Here is a 17,958-nt window from a genome sequence, read left to right on the forward strand (position 1 = left end):
TATTTACTTATTTTCATTCATTTTTTACCAATAGCTTCACTAAATTTTAGCTATTTTAATTTACATAATAGAAATAAGCTGACACCAGTGTCAAGTAATAAATGATTTTGATAAAATTAAACCGCCTATTGAGTATTAACTTTATTGCTGAAATAGCTTATATTTGCCACATTGAATAGATTGAGCAAAAATGATTGATTAATATGCCAATAATAAAAAATAAAGACCAAAACACTTCATCTGCAGGGCGAGTAAGAAAAAAAAATCAATCCATCATTTTAAAAGCCGCCGAACAAGATTTCTTAGCACATGGTTTTAAGGGAGCATCTATAAAAGGTATTGCAGAACGTGCGGGGATCCCTCGCGCAAATGTTCACTACTATTATAAAAATAAAGAAGCTATTTATTCTGATATTTTATTAGAAATACTCTCGTTATGGGACTCATCTATTATTACATCGACTGAAGAACCGGCTAAAGTTTTAGGTGATTACATTCTTGCTAAGGTCATGTATTCAAAGACCAATCCTGAAGCTTCTCGTATTTTCGCTAGTGAATTTATTCATGGCGCACCTAGATTACAACACTACTTACAAACGAGTTTTAAGACTTGGGTAGATGAAGTTAAAGCGACGATTGAAGGCTGGATTAAGTTAGGAAAAATGGATAACGTTGACCCACTTTATTTACTCTTTACTATATGGGGTGCAACCCAACATTATGCTGACTTTTCTCCACAGGTTACTGCTGCAATGAATAAAGATAAATTAACCAATGAAGATTTTGAACAAGTGGCCAAAACCCTCACTCAGATCATTCTTAAAGGTTGTGGCATCACTAAATAGGAAGGCATTTCACCGTTTGATAAAATGCCTTATGTTATTTTCTAAGTCGAATATTTCATAGAGAAAACCTTTTAATTACTTCCCCAAATACGGTCAACATACTCAGGATGGTCAACAAAAGGGTTACGATTTCCTTGATGCCCAAGTGCAGCCTCATTACGGTCGATTTCTTTTTGGCTGACAGGGTCATTGGTATGCCAGCGCATTAACATGTCTAATTGCCACAATTCAAATACTCTGTTACTGCTACCATCTAAAATAGCATCACCATAAACTGAATTATTCTGCCAGCTACTAATCAAATTTTCATATCGCGTTGCCATATAAAATTGTGCGCGCGCTAAATCACCTTTAAATTCGTCAATCGGTTCAAAGACAGTACCGTTATAGCCTAACGTTGTTGTTGAAGAGCCAAGTTTACTGTTATTAGTTGAAGTAAAAGATGCCGATGCCACTTCACCAAAAGGAAAACCACCACGTTTTGAGTTAACAAAACCGTCGGTTGCATAAATGTGATGGACATCAGAATTCATCGGTTCAACCTTGCCACCAAACCAACTTTTAGGGAACGTATGTTCTCGGTTATAACAGCCCCCCTCACCACTATAGTTACCACACTGATCAGTAATCTTAGTAAAGCTATAATTGTCGGCTGACAGAGGATCCTCAGAATAGATATCTAAAATTGAACCATCATTTTCAAAATAAACATCCAGTGAATGGTTTTCATAGAAGGTCCATAGTGCTGAATAACCTTGGTTTGCGTGGTCTTTAATTAGATTATAAAGCTGTGTTTTTAAGGGATAACCGGCTGATGCTGTAATACCATCATAATAAGTACCAACATAGTTGCCCGTTACACTACCCGTATTGCCTAAACTGAAGCTTTTAGTTTCGCTCGAACTAAAGTCACTACCACTTATTAATGAGGTACCCGCAAGAGAAAATTCATAAGAGCCATTGCCATAGGTGCAACAGATGCCATCACCGTAACTGTCATCAATAATGAAGGTATAATCACCATCAACTAAACAATAACTTTCATTATAGCTTGTTGAGCTTTCGTAATTATTACCACTCGCAACTTGTTGGTTACTCTTGTTGGTTAAGGACCAGCTAGTTTCATAGCCGTAGTTGTCTGTCGTTAAACTAAAAACAACATCGTTGCTACTACAACTGTTACTACCTGATGCTTGGGTTGGTTGAAAATAGTCAACATAAACAATTTCAGAGCCATCAAAACCAGCAAGGTCATAGAAGCGTAGGCCAACAGCAATATCTGACGTGGCACTTGCAGTGTAGTTATAGGTGATTTTTTGCCATTGATTAACCAAACTTTCATCAGAATAGGCCTGATAGCCATCAATGTACAAACGCGCTTTAATGCTGCCTTCTGTGTGGTATATCCAAACAGAAAAGTCATAACTTTGACCTGAAACAACACTAACAAGCTGTTGCATGTCGGTTGAACCTTGAGTGCTTGTATTGACCGTGATTTCAGCGGAGCTCAAACCTTCTTGAACGATACGGGTATTCTTGTTGACACCTATACCAGAATCAATAGTGGTCCAGCCCGAAGGAGAGCCAGTGAGCCATGTTTCAAAACTACCATTAGTAACATCTGCCGTAGCATAGTGACTAACAGTGCAGAGTAATAAAGCTGCCATATTATTTTTATAATTCATTTATATACCTTACGTTTTATTGAATAATGATAAACCTCCCTATATCTTCCATAATGTTTAATGCTCCGTAATAAAACCCGAAAAAACCGACACTATTTACGTGCAAATTTGATACGTCACTAATTTAGAGAGTCTTAATCAACTAGTCAACATGTAACAAAAAGTAATATTTTTAATATAAGGTCCAAGCCGGTATCTAAGACAAGCGGTTCCTTAGAGTGATGTTTAACTCTTATTATCTCAAAGGTTTTTTTAACAGCTAAGCATTAGCTACACTATTAATTTATGCTTAAGATAATACAATGGGCTACACCCATACCAACGTTGAAATGCACGATTAAAAGAACTTTGGTCGTTAAAGCCTAGTTTATTTGCGATGATGCTTAAGGGGTATTTTCCTATGTACAGCAACAGTCGTCTTTTTCGTTCGTATTCAAGTAAATTAACGAAAGAGGTTTCTTCTTGTTTTAAGTAGCGCTGAACTGTTCTAGAAGTCATGTTTAATGCACTTGCTGTACGTAATAAGCTACAGTCGTCTAAATCATGTTTGGCCATCAGTAAATGGTTGATTTTTTCAGTTAATCGTTGTTGGCTTTTAAAGCGCGAAAGTTGCTGTGCCGATACTTGTTTGAGCGCTTGGTTAATGTGTGTATTGTCAGTTTTAAAGGGCAACGCTAAATAACTGCTAGGGAATGTTATTTGATTGTATTGAGCATTCGTTTCAACCGGGCATTTAAACCAATTAGAGAGTCTTAATTGCTCAGTACCATGCCAAGCGTGCGTAAAAAAAATACAACTGGGTGATAACTGCAGGTTAAGTAATTGACGAATAACACCTACCCAAGCGGTCATATTACGAAGCACCACCTGTGGGTTACAATTTGGGTCAGGCAACCAACGAATAACAGCAAAATCTTCTTGCTGTTCAAATTGTGCTTTTCCTATGTCTGCAACCAAACTGTCATAATTAAGAAGCGCTGTAATTGCGCTCGCTAAGTTATTACTCGATTCTATTAGATAGCCCAGTACACCAAAATCAGCAGTCCGAATTTGTTGACCTAGCATGAAACCAAATAATGGCTCACCTAAGGTCTGTTGGGCATACTCAAGAAGTGCATTATAGCTCGCTAAACTAATACGCGGGGCTAGCTGATGTGTCTGTTTATTGGAGTATTCTGTAAAATTAATAGCGAGCAAAACACGCTGACTTTTCAGCCCTAGAGTTTCAAGGTAATCTAGGCTCTTGAAAAGTAATGATCGGCAAGTGTGTTCATTTGTCGCCTAAAGCTAAAAAATGGTCGTGTAAAAGCAAGTCTGCCACGGAAGTTTTTTATATACTAGTGAAAACTATAGATAGTTGTCGTTATAAAAATGATATCAATAACCTTAAAACAGAACGTTATCGCTTCGCCTTCACAAGTAAGTACTATCTTGCTGGAACATGATCAGTTGAATCGTTTTTTTGATGCGGACTTCTCACTGATAAAAAACCAAAATAATGGCGAAATAAAAGGTGGAAAAGGCGCTATTAGACAGATAAGTATGCTCGGTGTTAAATTTAAAGAAGAGATAATGAGTGCTGATAACCAACATATTCACTACAAAATAGTCGGAAATAAACCGGTTAGCGACCACCGTGGCGATATTTATTTTTGCTTAAATAAGGTAACGGCTATCCCAACAACTGAAGTTACCTACCATATAAGTTGTAAAGCTCCCTGGTGGCTACCGAGTTTTGTGCTGAGCTTTTTTATTAAAAAAGATGTCACTCAAGCTCTTAAAAAAATAGCGCTTCACTTCAAAGGCAAGACCCTATGACAATAGAAATTATTTTGCTTGCACTGAGTCCGATTTTTATTGTTTTTGTTAGTTTTGAATTTATTAAATATCGCCGCTATTACGATATAAAAGACAGCTTAGCCAATACCGTTCTCGCCCTTATGCATCAAGGTGCGGATGCCGTTGCCTTACTGGTATTAATGCCTTTTTTTTATTGGCTTTATACCTATCGGGTATTCGACATAGAACTTACAGTCTTGAGTGTATTTTCTGCATTTATATTACAAGATTTTTTATATTATTGGTTTCATAAAGCATCACACCATATTCATTGGTTATGGGCAGCACATGTAGTGCATCATAGTTCTACCAAAATGAACTTTTCCACCGCCTTTAGGCAGAGCTTGATGTACCCACTTGCAGGCATGTGGTTATTTTGGCTGCCAATGATACTAATAGGTTTTGACCCTATTACGGTATTTACCGTCGTCGCACTTAATTTGGCTTATCAATTTTTTGTTCATACACAAATAGTAAATAAGTTAGGTTGGTTTGAAGAAATATTTAATACCCCATCCCATCACCGGGTTCACCATGCAATAAACAAAGGTTACCTAGACAAAAACTTTGCAGGCGTGCTTATTATTTGGGATAAATTATTTGGTACTTATGCTGAAGAAGAGCCATTAAAACCTTGTAAATATGGCATTGTCGGACAATTGAAGAGTAATAACCCGTTGACGATCACCTTTCATCAATGGCGTTACTTAATTAAAACTACACTTAATGCTAAAGGCTTCAAAGCTAAAATGAAGGTACTCTTTGGCTACCCAACAAGTGCTATAAAACATCAGTAAGTATAAATAATTTGGTGTTAACATCAGGTTTTGTTATCGGGCCCTTTTAAAATGAAGGGCCTTTTTTTAGGGGAAGTCGAGGCTATATTTTATTGTTGAGCTTATATCCCTACCGCGTATTTAACCTTTTCTTTGTAACTTCTGCTCACTTTTAATTCTTTACCGTTACTCATCACTAAATAATATTCGCCATTAAGTTGGCTACAAAATTTATCCACATAATTTTTATTAACAATGGTAGAGCGATGACTACGAACAAATTGTTTAGGGTCTAAAATTTCTTCAAGCTGTTTCATTGTTTTACGTAAAATATGCGTGGTAGTATCCGTGTGAACACACATGTAGTCACCTGCAGCATCAATCCATAAGATATCTTTGACGGGAACTCGGCTAACTTCTCCAGCATCTTTAATAGCCAAAATATCAGAATAAGACGATAAGCTTACGGGCTGATTGTTTGCTAACTCTTCTAGAATTTTTTCACAGTCATTACCGGTGACATCACTCACTAACTGAATAAGTTTAGATTTATGTACCGCATTTTCTGTACTGATAAGTCTCTGTCGTACCTTGTTCATCGACTCAGCTAAGCGAGCTTCGTCAGCAGGCTTTAACAGGTAGTCTTGTGCATGAACTTCAAATGCTTTTAATGCATATTGATCAAATGCGGTAACGAAAATAACTATTGGTAATTTTAAACCTTGTTCAATAATAGCTTGTACAACTTCAAAACCATTGAGCCCAGGCATTTGAATATCAAGAAACATTAAGTCAGGCTCATAGGCACGGACTGCTTCGAGTGCCTCACGACCATTATGGCATTGTGCAACAATATCAACGTCTTTGTGATCAGCTAATCTTACTGCAAGACCTTTTCTTGCTAAAGGTTCATCATCAACAATGATTGTTGAAAGAAGCATTGTCATGTCTTTGTCTCTAGTTCATAGGGCATTCGGATGCTCACTTTAACACCTTTTGGTTTATTATTGGCAACAACCAAAGAAAAATCATTACCATACAATGCTGATAATCTTTCACGACTGTTAGCAAGGCCAACGCCATTTTCACGGTATAAATTACCATTTTTAATTTCAGCACCGGGCCCATTGTCTGCAAGTTCTAATAGCAAGTCATTAGCAAAGCGCGTTACGGTTACTTTAATTGTGCCACCATCTTCTTGAGAAGCAATAGCATATTTAATCGAATTTTCAGCAATCGGTTGTAATATCATACTAGGTACTAATGCACTTTCACAGTCGACAGCAACAATAAATTCTACGCACAATCGGTCTTCAAAGCGTACTTTTTCTATATCTAAATACAATTTAAGTGCTTGTAATTCGCTATTTAAAGTGACTTTTTTCATTGGGTCTTTATCAAGAGAGTAACGTAAAAATTCACTTAATTTAGTCACCATACCATTCGCTATTTTATTTTCTTGCACCAGAATAAGGGTCGAAATTGCGTTAAGGGTATTAAAGAGAAAGTGTGGATTTAATTGATAGCGTAGCATTTTAAGCTGAGCTTGATGAGCAACACTATTCGCTTCTAATACATTTTGTTTTTCTTTTTGTAGCATTTGATAATATTTGGTACCGAAATATAAACCACTCCAGCTCAAAATAATAAAAAATGAATAAACACTGTTTGTTGTGTAATACAGCCAAAAATCAGGGCGGTAACCGTGTTTATATATTTCCCAATGATTAATATTTTTAACAACTTGCCAAAGAACACCCACCAGATAAGACGCAACGATAACAATAACCGCTATTTTTGCGGGGCTAAAATTCCAAACTTTCCGATAAAGATACCGTAGAGGTACAGTAAAGAGCCAGCCGGCATAAGCATTTAAAAAAATAATAACGACAAAGATATCGCGAGGATCATGTAACAATGACCCTAAATAATGTACTAAAGCAAAACCAAACCAACTTGAGCTATGTACCAGCCAAAACAGTCGATTTTTGTTTTCTAATAATTCTTTCCAATTCACACAGTATAACCAATAGAATATATTACGATAATTATGGGGTAGCTTTGCATTTCACGCATTGCCATTGAGCGTAGCATTTCAGCGACTTATCTCATTTATTTTAAATAAAATAAAGAGAGTGTTTATATTGCTAACATTTTACCCAAATGCTGCCCACCCACTAAATGCATATGAATATGGTAAACCTCTTGGCCACCATGTTCGTTACAATTAATAATAAGACGGTAACCATCTTCTGCAATGCCTTCTTCTTTGGCAATTTTTTTGGCTACAGTGATCATTCGACCTAAAGTGAGTTCATCATCTTCGGTTACATCATTAATCGTAGGAATTAATTTATTGGGAATAATAAGAACATGTGTACTTGTTTTTGGTGTTATATCTCTAAATGCAGTAACAAGGTCATCTTGATAGAGTAAGTTGGTTGGTATTTCTTGTCTGACTATTTTTGAAAATATAGTTTCTTCTGCCATGATGTGCTCCAATTTTTAATGTTAAATTTTTTCGGCTGACCATTTATTATAGTGTATTGCTTTATCGACTGTACGTCTTGGCAACCACCCTGCACTTTCTAGCTCAGGTTTATCCTTAAAATGTGTGACATAGCCAATACATAAATAGGCAATAATTTCGATTTTTTCAGGTATATTTAAAGCGTCTCTTAGAATGTTGTCTTCGATAATACTTACCCAGCCCATACCTAAATTTTCAGCTCTGGCGGCAAGCCATAAATTCTGTATTGCACAAACCGCACTGTATAAGTCCATTTCAGGTTTGATGGTTTTCCCCAAAACTACCGGACCATTTCGTTCTCTATCGCAAGTGACACAAATACCAATCGGTGCTTCTAAAATACCTTCAAGTTTAAATTTTTGATACTGCCTTTGCTTATTATCAGTAAACATTGCTTTTGAAGCTAAGTTTGCTTGATCAAAGCCATTTTTAATCTGCTGTTTTGTCTCATTGTCATTTATAACAATAAAGTCCCACGGTTGCATAAAACCAACACTAGGAGCATGATGAGCAGCCGTTAATACGCGCTTTAAAACATCTTCAGGAATTGTTTCGTTGATAAAGTCGCTTCGAACATCACGACGGGAAAAGATAGTTTTATAAACAGCATTTCTTTCTTCTTCAGAGATATTCATGTGAATTTTTCGATTAAGGTAAAAATTTTAGTTAATAGTGTCGCATAAAAAAGGTCTAGATTAATCACTAATCTAGACCTCATAAGATATTTTAAAGCTAAACTTAGTTTTTTGTAAAAAACCTACGTGTAAAGCCAAAAGTTAATAAAGCAAAAAAGCTAAAAAAACCTAAACTGGCGCCTTCTCTTTCTACTTTCTCTTCAACGGCTGAACAGTCTTCAATCTCACCCGCTATAGGTTTCAACGTAACAGCACGAACCACATCTTCGACAAGCTGTTCGCCTGTTGTTGTATCAATTACCGGTTGACCTTTAGAATCAAGACGCGGAACTTTAATCAAAGCAGAAGCTGCTATTTCATTGTTGTCGTTAATATCACGGGCTTCAATAATCGTGTAATCAGACGCACAGGTTAAGAAATCATTAAGATCAGTAAACTTTTTACTGCCAATATCATACATAAAAGCATGTTTACGACGAGGAGCATTTGCACTGTCATTATGCGTTTCAACTTCACCTTCACCAACAATAATACCGTTTTCATTAATCGCACGAGCAGTGCTTGATGAACCTTTAAAGAAATCATCCGGTCTTATCATTGCCATAACACCATCAAAATCGTTGGTGTCTACATGGAAAAATTTAGTCCGTAAACTACCATTTACAAACGTTTTAACATGGCCAATAGCAATACCTGCGTTATTTATACCGTATGCGCGAGAATCAAAAAATTCGCTATGGTCTTCAGTAAAATCTTTTACTTGACCATTTTTATAAACAACTGCATAAAGTTGACGTTGTTCATTAGTACTTGGTTCGGTTTCAGTTTCATCCCACCATCCGTGAGCAAAACCTACAGCGACACCTTGATTGTTTATCGCTTGGGCGTAATTAACAAATTCACGTTCATCCTCGAGGTTTGGAGTAACTAAGTGGCCTAAAGTTTTTGACGAGGTAGGACCATCGGCACTGAGTGTCCACAAAATAGCTTCAGTATTGTACATGCTATCAATAGCACCTTGAATACACACCTTAAAAGGAACATCGTCAAGTATGTTAGGATCAGCACAACCACCTGTTTCATCAGTGATAAAATCAATGGCATTTTGATCAATGCTGGTACTTGCATAGCCGACAGCAAATAAAGATTCACTAATATCTAATATCGCAGACTCCCCACCAAAACGTAAGTTTTCAGCAATACTATCATCTTCCGTAGGTGGCTTTAATTCAATAATAGTTTCACCCGCATCAGGAGAAAAGAAAGCACGAGTAGTGAAATCACGCACCCAATGCACAACTTCATCACCATCGCTCTCAGTAAAATCTACTGGGATATATGGCGCAGAGCCATTACCGTAAATCCATCCGTCATTAGTAATACCATTAACAAAATTAACCGTTGAGCGTGTTAACGTTGTGGTATCAGGAAAGTTTTGGTCAAATACAACAAAATCTTCAGTATCACCGGCATTACCTGTTAAGTTGCGCATCGCTACAATGCCCCCAATTTTTTGATACAAGCTACTACTGGCTTGGCTATTTAAAAATTGAACAACCCAAGATAAATCGTTTGCAGTAGGCGTGCCCGCTCTTAAAGCAATTTCATCTTCAATATTATTTAAGGCGTAAACATTTTCATACTGCAGATCCGCTAGCCTTACAATATTGTCAAAATCTACTTCATCGAAATATTGAAATTGCACAGGGAAATTATAAAGATCTGAGCCAGAAATAGCCATTTGACTTTGGTTGTTTTCTTGCTGAGCATAACTATATTTAACTATGTTAATGCCACCTTTATCGATAACTTCATATTTAGCTGCATGTGTCATTGATACACTTAAAGTACTGCTAATGCCTAACACTAATACCGATTTTACAAATTTGTTCATATAACTACTTAACTCTCATTTCTTGTTATAATTCATCTAGCTCTTGCCATCTTGCGAAAGCGATTTCGAGTTTTGACTCGCTTTCTTCAAGCTGGTTCAATATTTTTTTTGTTTTATCACTATCTTGGGCAAAAAAGTTAGCATCATTTACCTGTTCTTGCAGTGAACTAATTAATAATTCAAGCTCATCAACTTGTTCAGGTAGCGCTTCTAATTCACGACTTTCTTTGAACGACATTTTTTTTTTAGCTGACACATTAACAGCTGGCTTACTTTCATTAGCTGAAGTCGGTGCTGTTTTTACACCGTCTGCTAACTGCTTACGCTGCTCAGCTTTGTAAACTAAATAACTATCAACATCGTCATAACCACCGACAATATTTGTTATTTGACCACTTCCATCAAAGTAAAGGCAAGTGTTTACACAATTATTAACAAAATCACGATCATGGCTAACTAAAATAACGGTTCCTGCATAATTTGCAACGACTTCTTCTAATAATTCTAAAGTTTCTATATCTAGATCGTTAGTTGGCTCATCGAGAATAAGTAAGTTGCTGGGTCTTAAAAATAAACGGGCTAATAACAGGCGGTTTTTCTCACCACCTGATAATGCTCTTACAGGAGTTCGAGCACGTTTTGGACTAAATAAGAAATCTTGCAAGTACCCCAATACATGACGTGTTACGCCATTAACAGTCACTTCTTGTTTACCTTCAGCAACAGTATCTTGAACAGTCATATTCAAGTCTAATGCATCACGATGTTGATCAAAATAGGCAACATCTAAATTAACACCTACTCGCATTTTTCCAGACGATGGTTGCTGCTGTTCCATGATTAATTTAATTAATGTTGACTTACCCGTGCCGTTTGCGCCAATAAGTGCTAAACGATCACCACGAGTAATCAATAAATCTAAATCATTGAAAATGGTTTTATCGCCAAAAGCCATATGTAAGTTTTCACATTCAAACACTAACTTACCTGAGCGATCGCCTGTTGATATATTAATATCACCCTGCTTTTTAACTTCACGACGCTCTTGGCGTTCAACACGTAATTTTTCTAGAGAGCGAACTCGACCTTCATTTCGGGTTCTACGCGCCTTAACACCCTGTCTTATCCATACTTCTTCTTCAGCTAAGCGCTTATCAAAAAGCGCATTTTGTGTAGACTCAACTTCTAAGTCATGGGCTTTTTGTTCGATATAAAGATCATAGTTACCTGGGTAGCTCACTAATTGACCGCGGTCTAAGTCTAAAATACGGGTTGCTAAACCACGAATAAATGCTCTATCGTGGCTAATAAATATGATCGTGCCCTTAAAGTCTTTCAAGAACTGCTCTAACCACAACACACTACTAATATCTAAATGGTTAGTAGGCTCATCGAGTAATAACACATCAGGTTCACTGACTAAAGCTTTAGCGAGTGCAAGTTTTCTTAACCAACCACCCGAAAGGTCGCAAATCATTTTGTCAGCTTCTAACGCTAACGTGGTTAATACTTTATCGATACGCTGTTCGTCTTGCCAAGCATTAGCTTGGTCAAGCTGTTGTTGAACATTCGATAACTTATTCAGATTTTTCTCTGAAGGGTCTTCGCCAATAATATGAATGATATGATGATATTGCTTAATCAATTCTGCATTTTCTGCAACACCTTGAGCAACATAATCAAAAACGCTCATGTCAGATGACTCTGGTGGATCTTGTTCTAACATCGCTAACTTAATATTGCTCGACATCAGTATTTGACCATCGTCAAGGTTTTGCTTACCCATTAACACTTTCATTAATGACGACTTACCTGCGCCATTTTTACCAACTAAACACACTCTTTCACCCGTTTTTACGGTCAAGTCTGATTTGTCTAAAATACTGTCTTCACCAAAGGCTAATTCGCCTTGAGCTATTCGGATTAATTCCATGGGCTATCTCAACTCTACTACTTGTGATTGTTCGAAAGGCCAGAATAACGTTGTATTGTCACTCAGACGCTCTAATACGGGAATATGAACACCGTATAATTTTACTAAGTTATTTTCACTTCCTTCATCGCCATCAATAATATCTACTACCCTAAGTTGGTGTTCGGGAATGATATTAGCGATTAGTGCTAAAGCTTGCTCACAAAGGTGGCAACCTTCACTACTATATAAGTGAAATAATACGGTCATTATTTATTAACTTTTTTACGGGTAATTAACCAACTGTTATGAATATGCTTATTGCGCTGAAAATCTTTATCACGCGTTAACTCAGAGATTGATTTAACCTCAAAGTTTAAAGCGGCTACTGCGTCGAAATCCATTTTAAAGTTTCGCTTATTATTGGTAAAAATCAGCTCACCATTTTCAGCAACACATTTCATCGCGTCAGTGATAAGTGAAACATGATCGCTTTGTACGTCGAAGCTGTCTTCCATACGTTTTGAATTTGAGAAAGTTGGCGGATCAACAAAAACAACATCGTAAGTGCTTCTGTGTTCTTTTAACCACGTTAAACAATCTGCTTGAATAAATTGGTACTTATGACCAGACAATTTGTTTAGCGCAAAGTTTTCTTGTGCCCAATTCAAATAAGTATTCGACATATCAACAGTTGTAACTGTTGCTGCACCATGAAGTGCTGCTTGTAAGGAAACAGAACCGGTATAGGCAAACAAATTGAGTAATGTTTTATTCTTTGATTTTTGAGCAACAATTTGTCTTGTTTTACGGTGATCTAAAAATAAGCCGGTATCGAGATAATCCCACAGGTTTATTTTTAATTTTGCGCCATGTTCAGTAATAATCATTGACTGCTTACTTTGATCAACACGCTGATATTGGTCGCTACCCTTTTGCTTAGCACGGGTTTTTAATATGACTTTATCGGTAGGTACGCCAAGTACCTTAGGTGCAAAATAAATAACTTCTTGCAAACGTTTAGCTACTTTACTTTCTTCAATAATCTTAGGTGCTGAATATTCTTGGATAACTAAGTAGTCACCGTAAACATCAACCGCAACATTATATTCTGGAATATCAGCGTCGTATAAGCGGTAACATTCAATATGCTCTTTTTTAAGCCAACTTTTTAAATTCTTTTTATTTTTCAATAAACGGTTGCCAAAATCTGAATCTTTATCTTCAAACTCGGCATCATTGCTTTGCCCTGAAGCTTGTTTTTCATCAACGTTATAAAGTGCTAACTGACAATCTAAAGGACCATTTTTAAATTTATAGCGTTTATGACTGGCAAGTTTCATCATAGAAAGCAATTCAACATTCGCTGTTAAAATTGCAATACGCCAGTCAACAAACTGTGCTTTAAGTTTACGACCTAATAAAACAAAGTTTTCTACAAGCTCAGGTAATTCACCAATACGTTCGCCATAAGGAGGGTTAAGTAAAAACGTTCCGTTGTGACCAAAACCATTATTAAGCGCATTAATATCTTTACATGAAAACTCAATAAATTTCTGTACACCAGCATTTCGCGCATTAACTTGTGCGGTATTTATCACTCGACTGTCAATATCTATACCAAAAACCTTCGTCTTTAATTGCTCAAGGCCTAAATGTGATTTTTGTTTAGCTTGTGTCAACTGTGCTTGCCACGGGTAAAGTTGATGACCTAACCAACAATCAAAGCCCCACTTTACTCTGTCGATACCTGGTGCATAGTCAGCTGCCATCATTATCGCTTCAATTAAAATAGTTCCTGAGCCACACATTGGATCAACAAGCGGCTTAGATGTATCGTCTAACCAACCTGAACGGGTAATAATAGCAGCAGCTAAATGTTCTTTTAATGGTGCTGCACCAGAATGTTCACGATAACCTCGCTTAAATAAACTACGCCCTGAAAAATCGAGATAAATAACGACGTTATCTCTTAACAAACGTGCTTGGAAACTAATATCCGGAGCGCTTTTATCAACAGAAGGTCTGTCCATGCCTTGATCACGAAAATGATCAACTAAAGCATCTTTTATAGTCAGTGCGCCAAATTGTGTATTTCTAATTTCATCACTTGAACCGACAAAATCAATAGCAAAGGTATGGTTACTCGAAAATTGCTCTGACCAATTAACGGTTGTTGCTGTTGCAAACAACTGGTCTTTATTCATAGCATCGCCTTCGGCAAGCTTTAATAAAATTCGCGTTGATAAACGACAATAAAGGCAAATTTTGTACGCTTCTTCAATTGTCGCTGTAAAATATACGCCTTCAGGCTTTTGCACGACTTGTGATGCTTTTAAATCTTTTAGCTCTTGGGCTAATAAAATTTCTATACCAGGAGATGTTAATGCTAAAAATTGCTGCATGAGTGTTTTCCAGACCGATTTATGACCGCGATTATAAACAAAGACGTTAACTACTTATATAGAGACATGTATAAAACACTCATATTCTCCGATATATATTTTAAAATATTTTCAATAACGGTGTTGACCTGTAATAAAAGGTCATTAAAGCAGCTTTTAGTCTACAATTAGGGCAATTTAAAGGCGTTTTTTGATAGATGTAAAAATGTTAAAGAAACGCCTTGCAATATGATGTAACTATCCTTAAGATACGCCTCGCTTTCAAGGGCAGATGTTTTTGAAATGCATTCGTTAATAACACGAATTAAAACAGTTATGGCTTGTTTAAGTAAATCCTTTATCGGAAGTATTTAAACCATTCGGACGCGGGATGGAGCAGTCTGGTAGCTCGTCGGGCTCATAACCCGAAGGTCGTCAGTTCAAATCTGGCTCCCGCAACCAACTTAAGATATAAGTATAAAATCAGGTCGTCAGTTCACTCTTCAAAGATATGGGCTGCCACAACCAATTCTTCTAAAGAGAATTAAAACCTTTAGGGCTTCCTACTTATTGTAGGTCATTCGGACGCGGGATGGAGCAGTCTGGTAGCTCGTCGGGCTCATAACCCGAAGGTCGTCAGTTCAAATCTGGCTCCCGCAACCAATTTAAGATATAAGTATAATATCAGTTCGTCAGTTCCCTCTTAAAGATATGGGCTCCAACAACCAACTACGTTTAAGTATAAAAACATTTTACCGAAGTTCGTAATTTCCCTCTTAAAAAATCACATGTTAAATATCAATAATTCTATTCCAAGTAAATATTCATTTTATTAATAAATATATGTTTAAAATCATAATTATATGATGGTAATGACTTTATAAAGTATGGAACGGGTATATAGATAATTAAACATTCCCGTATTATAAACTTCCTTATAAAATTAACTTTCCCTATTGGCACACACACCGTTTTTCTTTACGGGAGCCAATGATACTGAAGGATCCAAAATTCTATCCCAAACACGGCCAAGCATACTTAAATCAGGTCTATCACTTACTTTTTCAATATCACTCTTAACAATTCCAGTACTTGTTTGTGCGCCGACAATAAAATTGAATACATAGCTACACTCTGCCCCCATACGTAAATCAGATAAAACAATATTGTGATCTTCTTCTTTCACAGAATAGAAGCCTTTAGTGAACCATTGAAGCCTCTGTACATTCCAGTCGTCTTGAAGATTTATAAGCAAAAGATCTGAAGAATTATAGGCCACTAAACTCACATCCGATGCCGAGTCAAACACCGAGACATAACCCTCGTAATATTGACCATCCGACATCACCAATATTCGCCAAAGTAAGGTGGAAAAAGGTGCTGGTGTACTCAAATAATGATCTGCTTTTATTTGCTTATCGTTTAGGGCTACTGCTACTTTCTCGTCTATATAAAATTTTGCCATCAAAGACCAACAAATATAAAGGCTGCTTATGACTAGTGCACAATGATTAATTTTTGAGGCACTTGTAGGCTTAACACTAGGCAGAAAAATAACAATAAACGACAACAATAGTGGCAAGGTATACATGGGGTCAATAATAAACAAATTAGAAACCGCAAAGGGATACTCAGTAATTGGCCACAACAATTGTGTACCATAAACGGTAAAGCTATCTAAAATCCCATGGGTAGATAAACAAAGGAAAACCAAGCAGAACCATTTATTTTTGTAAATGGCAGTAGTTTGATGATATTTAATGAGTAACCAGGCAATAAAAGGGCTGATTAGCAAATGTACTAATAGCGAATGGCTAAACCCTCGATGGTAGGTAAAGGCTTCTACTTCACCACTGTATGGGAGAAACACGTCTAAGTCAGGTAAAGTCCCTAAAATAGCGCCATAAATAGCAGCTTTATGGCCAACTTTGTTGCCTAATACCGCATAACCGACCGCGCCACCCAAGACAACTTGTGTTAATGAATCCATAATAACCTTGTTAATTTAATAATTATTTACGTTCTATACGCCTCAACCATCAATCCTAGATCAGTAAAGGCATCCAATTTATGTGTTATTAGCCATCAGCGTCTTCAAGGACTGATAAGCGATTTTTGCAGGGCTCACTCAAAACTCGAAATTGTCTCATTTTTTACAAAACATCAATACAAAGTAGCGATTTCATTTTTGAAGTAACATAATTTTATCCTTCGTTAGGTGGTAAACTGAGGCCATTATTTACCTGTTCACTAACCTTTGAAAAGTAACTCTGACAGGATAAAAAAAGCCGCAATTAAGCGGCTTATATTATACTGACATCACCTTTATTTTGCTCTCATGTCCAATATTGGCATATTACTGCTGCCTAGAATTGTCGCTGGAAGCTTTCCATCCCAGTTTTGCGCTTCGGTGAGTTTAACAATTAAAGGATTATTACCCAACGCTTTAGCTTTAGCGGTAATCGCTTCTGCCTCAGCTAAACCTTTAATTCGAATTGATTCAGCCTCTGCTATAGCAACTAATTTGATACCATCAGCTTTAGCTTTAGCCGTGTTTACATCACGTTGCGCTTCTAAGTTTTGACGAGCTAGTTTATGTTTTTCCGCATCAGCTAGATTTTTTTCTGTTTGCTTAGTTTCAATAGAGGTTAAGTACTTAGTCGGTAATTGAATATTTTCAATTTGAATGTTATCAACAGTAACGGGGAAATCTTTCATTTCTTCGATAAAACTCGCTTCAATTGCCTGTATTGCACTCGCTCTATCTTGTATTAATTTTTCTGCATCATACTGAGGGATAACGTCTTTGGTAGCGGATCTAAAGCGCGGATCAAGAATTCTATTCTCAAATTGCTTTAAACCACCATATTGACGAAAAAGCTCAAGAGCAGCTGTTTTATCTACCGTCCAGTTAACAGAAACAATAACTGTTACCGGCATTTGCTCTTTGGTGCTTGATGCCATTTTTTCTTCGTTTTTACGTGTTCTGACTTCTATTTCTTCAACACTATCAATAAAAGGAACTTTGAAATGCAGACCCGGGTTAACTTGCTCTTTGGCTTCACTAAATCGTTTAACAATACCGATGTGACCTTCATTTACTGTATATACAGAACTAAAAAATAGGCTTGCTGCAATCGCTACCGTTATGAGTGTTTTCGTTGGGATATTAAATTTATCTATATTCACTTTTTTACCTCAGGGTCTTCTTTATTAGGTGTCGCTATTAATAAACACATTTTTAAATATTACAGCACGTTATTCGCTATAGACAGACCATAACCTTTTAGGTTGCTTGAGGTCAAACATCTGCTAATAGCAGACTTCAATCAATATATAAGTACAATTTAAATACATCTGTGCTTTATTACCTGCAAGATAATAAGCAATGACTAAAAGTAATAGTAATGAAGTGAACAAGCTAAACACAGGAAATTTATTGTCATAAAAAGCAGGAG

At 36.6% G+C, this 17,958-nt stretch carries 14 protein-coding genes, 2 tRNA genes and 1 pseudogene; 5 read left to right on the plus strand and 12 right to left on the minus strand.

Annotation, left to right across the window (positions count from 1 at the left end; translation table 11 throughout):
• Positions 1–203: 203 nt before the first annotated feature.
• A complete protein-coding gene (locus tag H4J52_RS05245) occupies positions 204–845 on the plus strand; it encodes a TetR/AcrR family transcriptional regulator (protein ID WP_182224332.1) in 642 nt (213 codons plus the stop codon).
• Positions 846–916: 71 nt separating this feature from the next.
• Here the strand turns inward: H4J52_RS05245 and H4J52_RS05250 are convergent, their stop codons facing one another.
• Both H4J52_RS05250 and H4J52_RS05255 read right to left on the minus strand, forming a co-directional pair.
• Positions 917–2,530, minus strand: coding sequence for an endonuclease (locus H4J52_RS05250; protein ID WP_182181043.1), 1,614 nt, complete (start codon positions 2,528–2,530; stop codon positions 917–919).
• A gap of 270 nt (positions 2,531–2,800) precedes the next feature.
• A pseudogene (locus tag H4J52_RS05255) lies at positions 2,801–3,804 on the minus strand (AraC family transcriptional regulator ligand-binding domain-containing protein).
• A 97-nt stretch (positions 3,805–3,901) separates the two neighbouring features.
• Between H4J52_RS05255 and H4J52_RS05260 the strand changes: the two are divergent.
• Positions 3,902–4,348, plus strand: a complete 447-nt coding sequence (locus tag H4J52_RS05260; RefSeq protein WP_182181045.1) for an SRPBCC family protein — start codon at positions 3,902–3,904, stop codon at positions 4,346–4,348.
• Positions 4,345–5,166, plus strand: a complete 822-nt coding sequence (locus tag H4J52_RS05265) for a sterol desaturase family protein (RefSeq protein WP_182181046.1) — start codon at positions 4,345–4,347, stop codon at positions 5,164–5,166. The genes H4J52_RS05260 and H4J52_RS05265 overlap by 4 nt, the downstream gene beginning before the upstream one ends.
• A gap of 101 nt (positions 5,167–5,267) precedes the next feature.
• On the opposite strand, the gene H4J52_RS05270 is transcribed toward H4J52_RS05265, so the two are convergent.
• The 8 genes from H4J52_RS05270 to rlmKL form a co-directional block, all read right to left on the minus strand.
• On the minus strand, positions 5,268–6,086 hold the full coding sequence (locus H4J52_RS05270; protein ID WP_182181157.1) for a LytTR family DNA-binding domain-containing protein: 819 nt from the start codon (positions 6,084–6,086) through the stop codon (positions 5,268–5,270).
• A 2-nt stretch (positions 6,087–6,088) separates the two neighbouring features.
• The gene (locus tag H4J52_RS05275; RefSeq protein ID WP_182181047.1) at positions 6,089–7,162 is read right to left on the minus strand and encodes a sensor histidine kinase; all 1,074 of its coding nucleotides are present in this window, start codon (positions 7,160–7,162) and stop codon (positions 6,089–6,091) included.
• A gap of 122 nt (positions 7,163–7,284) precedes the next feature.
• Positions 7,285–7,635, minus strand: a complete 351-nt coding sequence (gene hinT / locus H4J52_RS05280; protein WP_182181048.1) for a purine nucleoside phosphoramidase — start codon at positions 7,633–7,635, stop codon at positions 7,285–7,287.
• 21 nt (positions 7,636–7,656) lie between these two features.
• Positions 7,657–8,310 carry a 5,6-dimethylbenzimidazole synthase gene (bluB, locus tag H4J52_RS05285; protein WP_182181049.1) on the minus strand — a complete coding sequence of 218 codons (654 nt, stop codon included), beginning with the start codon at positions 8,308–8,310 and terminating at the stop codon, positions 7,657–7,659.
• A gap of 103 nt (positions 8,311–8,413) precedes the next feature.
• Entirely contained in the window at positions 8,414–10,204 is a 1,791-nt protein-coding gene (locus H4J52_RS05290) for a DUF3466 family protein (protein ID WP_182181050.1), read from the minus strand.
• A gap of 25 nt (positions 10,205–10,229) precedes the next feature.
• Positions 10,230–12,137 (minus strand): ABC transporter ATP-binding protein, encoded by a 1,908-nt coding sequence (locus H4J52_RS05295; protein WP_182181051.1) that lies wholly within the window; start codon positions 12,135–12,137, stop codon positions 10,230–10,232.
• A gap of 3 nt (positions 12,138–12,140) precedes the next feature.
• Positions 12,141–12,386: a glutaredoxin family protein gene (locus H4J52_RS05300; protein ID WP_182181052.1), complete on the minus strand. Its 246-nt coding sequence runs from the start codon at positions 12,384–12,386 to the stop codon at positions 12,141–12,143.
• A complete protein-coding gene (rlmKL, locus tag H4J52_RS05305) occupies positions 12,386–14,521 on the minus strand; it encodes a bifunctional 23S rRNA (guanine(2069)-N(7))-methyltransferase RlmK/23S rRNA (guanine(2445)-N(2))-methyltransferase RlmL (RefSeq protein WP_182224333.1) in 2,136 nt (711 codons plus the stop codon). Before rlmKL ends, H4J52_RS05300 begins: the two co-directional genes overlap by 1 nt.
• Before the next feature lie 364 nt (positions 14,522–14,885).
• Between rlmKL and H4J52_RS05310 the strand changes: the two genes are divergently transcribed.
• Positions 14,886–14,962: transfer RNA gene (locus H4J52_RS05310), tRNA-Met, on the plus strand.
• A 124-nt stretch (positions 14,963–15,086) separates the two neighbouring features.
• Positions 15,087–15,163, plus strand: a tRNA-Met gene (locus H4J52_RS05315).
• A 280-nt stretch (positions 15,164–15,443) separates the two neighbouring features.
• Here H4J52_RS05315 and H4J52_RS05320 read toward each other — a convergent pair.
• Both H4J52_RS05320 and H4J52_RS05325 read right to left on the minus strand, forming a co-directional pair.
• A complete protein-coding gene (locus H4J52_RS05320; protein ID WP_182181054.1) occupies positions 15,444–16,490 on the minus strand; it encodes a metal-dependent hydrolase in 1,047 nt (348 codons plus the stop codon).
• 335 nt (positions 16,491–16,825) lie between these two features.
• Positions 16,826–17,689, minus strand: coding sequence for a prohibitin family protein (locus tag H4J52_RS05325; protein WP_182181055.1), 864 nt, complete (start codon positions 17,687–17,689; stop codon positions 16,826–16,828).
• Positions 17,690–17,958 lie beyond the last annotated feature (269 nt).

Source organism: Colwellia sp. MB02u-14 (assembly GCF_014076915.1).
In the GTDB taxonomy this organism is placed as follows: Bacteria; Pseudomonadota; Gammaproteobacteria; order Enterobacterales; family Alteromonadaceae; genus Colwellia_A.